The 3091-nt window shown below is 54.8% G+C and carries 3 protein-coding genes and 2 pseudogenes; 4 read left to right on the top strand and 1 reads right to left on the bottom strand.

Translation table 11 applies throughout. The features are described 5' to 3' along the window. Positions 1–307, top strand: a pseudogene (locus BF95_RS24765) (alcohol dehydrogenase); the annotation flags it as partial. Between the two features lie 155 nt (positions 308–462). Here BF95_RS24765 and BF95_RS27015 read toward each other — a convergent pair. Further along, a pseudogene (locus BF95_RS27015) lies at positions 463–1801 on the bottom strand (IS1380 family transposase). A 278-nt stretch (positions 1802–2079) separates the two neighbouring features. On the opposite strand from BF95_RS27015, the gene BF95_RS31305 reads away from it, so the two are divergent. Genes BF95_RS31305 through BF95_RS31295 form a run of 3 tightly spaced genes read left to right on the top strand, consistent with a single transcriptional unit; the run spans position 2080 to position 2826 of the window. Beyond that, complete coding sequence (locus tag BF95_RS31305; RefSeq protein WP_161774431.1) at positions 2080–2496, top strand: tyrosine-protein phosphatase; 417 nt, start codon at positions 2080–2082, stop codon at positions 2494–2496. A gap of 26 nt (positions 2497–2522) precedes the next feature. Beyond that, entirely contained in the window at positions 2523–2633 is a 111-nt protein-coding gene (locus tag BF95_RS31300) for a tyrosine-protein phosphatase (RefSeq protein ID WP_443018433.1), read from the top strand. Further along, positions 2590–2826 (top strand): tyrosine-protein phosphatase, encoded by a 237-nt coding sequence (locus BF95_RS31295; RefSeq protein WP_043155449.1) that lies wholly within the window; start codon positions 2590–2592, stop codon positions 2824–2826. The genes BF95_RS31300 and BF95_RS31295 overlap by 44 nt, the downstream gene beginning before the upstream one ends. The last annotated feature ends 265 nt before the right edge of the window (positions 2827–3091 follow it).

Below are 3091 nucleotides of genomic sequence, written 5' to 3'. Positions count from 1 at the left end.
TGAACAGGCAATCAAGATGGTTCGCAAGGGTGGCGGCGCCTATCTGATCGGGGTCCACGCGCCGACCAGCACAATCGACGTCAATGTGACGGTCGATCTGCTGACCAATCAGGTCGATCTGCGCGGCGTTTATATGGGGTCATCCAATATCAAGCATGACATACCGATGTATGCCCGGCTCTATCTGGAAGGAAAACTCAACCTGGACGATCTGATTTCGCGCGAGATCAACTTGGCCGACATCAATGAGGCCTATGAGGAACTCAAAGGAGGATCCATCGCCCGCAGCGTCATCACATCTTTCTAGCCCGGAAAATTCATGTGACTTGGTGCCGTAGCGCAGGATTGACGGTTTGAACCTTCAACAGTCGCAGGGGATCACGCCCTTCCCGGGGGTGATGTTCGTGTGTTGAAGCTTGCGGGTGACGGGGACGAGTTCGATTTGACGGGCTTTGCCCGCGCTCAGGTGATCAGACGGGGTATCCGGTCGAGCGCGACCTGAACGATCTTCTGGTGTGGGCACGGTGTGGGCCATTGGATGCGGATCATCGTTTTCAATTCTGTGACGCGTGCGGCGATCTTGATGAGGCGCAGACGCAGGGTGTCGAACTGCGCAGTGCGCCAAATGGAGCGCTTGGGCATGGCGGCGCGCAGGCCCCACATCAGCCAGTAGGCCCCGGCGTGGAGGAACAGGCGAAACTGGTTGGCGGTGGCTCTGGTGCAGGATGTACGGTCAGCGGCGAGGTGGGTTTTCCAGGATTTGATGTGGTTTTCCGCCTGGCCGCGTCGGCAATAGACCTGTTCATACAGCCAGCGCGGTGAGCCCTTTTTGAGATTGGTGACGATAAAGCGCGTGTCCGCGCCCTGCTCGCCAACCTCGATGCGGGCGATGATGCGCTCGACACGGCTCCAGCTTCTGGCGCGTCATGGAAGGATTTGAAGCGGCGGGTCTTGCCATCACCGGGTGCGGCCTCAAACCGTGCCTTTGTGCTGGCTTCCAGATCGGTGATGTGGCGGCGCAGAGTTGATGTGGGCGCCACGCCCAGAATGAAATCGTGCCCGCCGCCCGGCACCAGTCGATCACTTCGGGGCAGCAATAATGGCTGTCGCCGCGCAGCAGGATTTGCGTTCTGGGCCAATGGCTGCGGATCGCGCGCAGCAGCCGACGCAGGAAAGCCCTGATTTCCTTGCCACCGGGCCGTTTGGCCGGGCGCAGCACGGCGGTGATGAAGCGTCCCTCGCCATCGAACACGACAATGGGCTGGAAGCCATATTCATCGTGATGAGCGTTGAACAAGCGCAGTTGCTGGCCGCCATGGACAGCGTCAAAGGTATCATCAATGTCCAGGATGATCCGTTTGGGCACGGTACCGAAGGAGCCGCAATATTGGTCGACCAGTGCCCGCCCCATTCCCAGCAACGCGCGCGTGTCGGGCAGGTTCTCCAGCCTTGAGATCGTCGGCTGCGAGCACAAGGCGTGACCCGAAGGAGCCACGTCCAGCGCCATCTGGAACATTGGATCATGGCGCAGGCTGGCGGCGTCGTTGCCATCTTCATAGCCCGCCGCGATCATCATCAGGCGAAACCGGATCATGTCGGCCAGGCTGTGAGTAATACGATCGGGCGCGCGCGGATCCTTGATGCAGGCCGCAAGCCGATCAGCAACACCAAGGCGCTCCTCAACTTCACGCAGCAGCACCAGACCGCCATCTGAGGAGAGCTGGCCGCCGTCGAACCTGGCGTCTACACGCTTGCCCGAAACAGGTGACAAACCGGCCAGGGGCAGCGTAGGATCGTCCATGGCGGGTGTCGCTCTCCAGAAATAACGGTGATCGGCTTTAGCAACCAAATCATACGTTAAATCATAGTGTTATGCCACATCCGCCAACCCTAGGTGAATTTTCCGGGCTAGGTGAGGCGAGAGGATGTGCTGCCCTTGGCCGTGCGTACATATGCGCTTGGCCGGGCAGCATTCCCTAAAAGCTATGGACGTCGAGTGGGTCATTCATTCGATTGATGGTAGTGCAACACGGCCAGGGTATGAACCGCCCTGCCGCAGCAATCGCATAGATGAGCCGCATGTCACAGAACAAGCATATATTGCCGACAAAGCGCATTCATAATTTCCGAGATTATGGCGGCTATACGGTTCGAGGCGGTGGCCGTTTAAGACCTGCCATGCTCTTTCGTTCGGGTGAACATTCCCAAGCCACCACATCTGACCTGGCACTCGTTGACGACTTGGCTCTCAAGGCTATGATCGATTTGCGCAGTCTGGATGAGCGCGTTGCAAAGCCCAATCGCTACAGCGTCTCCAGTCGGGCAAAAATTCTATTTTCTGATAGCTATATTCATGCCCGTCCACCCCATGAGGCAATTATGGACGTTGCCGCCACACCGCAAATGGTCCGTGCGCGCCTCTTGGAATATTATAGAATCAGTCCTTTTAAACCAGAGCAAATTAATTGCCTTCGTCTCTATTTTTTCAGCGTTTGATCGAAAACTGATGGGGGCGACATTTGGTGCATTGTGCCGCCGGAAAGGACAGGACGGGTATAGCCGTTGCGCTGTTCCACAAAAATCATTGGGGTGGAGATCGACGATATATTCGCCGACTATCTTCTAACCAATGAGGCAGGGGATTTGAACGACCGCATCGCGTCATTTGGCTATAGCGTGCGCGCGCATCTAGGGGATGATCTGAGCGAAGAAACCCTGAGCATAAGTTTGTCGGTAGAAGAACAATATCTCAATGAAATGTTCAAATCTATATATATTCAGCATGAATCAATCGAAGAATATTTTCGCAAAATATTAAAAWTTTGATAATTGCCAAATAGATTATCTTATGAATAAATTTGTTGTTTAGATTATGAAAAATTGAAGTTTGAATGTTTTTGGATTTTTCCCTGCTGGATTTGTGATTCAAGGCCATGGGCTGGCGACTAAAAAGTGGCCAGTGTGTAGCAAATAATGGCGCGATGCTTAAAAATCAAAACTGCGATTGTGGGCTAGGCGGCGTGGACAAATTCGATGTTAGCAGGATCGCTTTCCTGCGATCTGGTTGTTACCATTGGGAATGACGCTGGAA

The sequence above is a fragment of the Sphingobium sp. Ant17 genome (genome assembly GCF_000588875.1).
Classification (GTDB): domain Bacteria; phylum Pseudomonadota; class Alphaproteobacteria; order Sphingomonadales; family Sphingomonadaceae; genus Sphingobium.
The sequence above is the reverse complement of the archived record's forward strand: the minus strand, read 5'-3'. Positions and strand labels throughout refer to the sequence as shown.

Excerpts from the sequence above, each read along its gene's own strand:
- BF95_RS31305 (WP_161774431.1), top strand. The coding sequence starts at position 2,080 with ATGTCACAGAACAAGCATATATTGCCGACAAAGCGCATTCATAATTTC.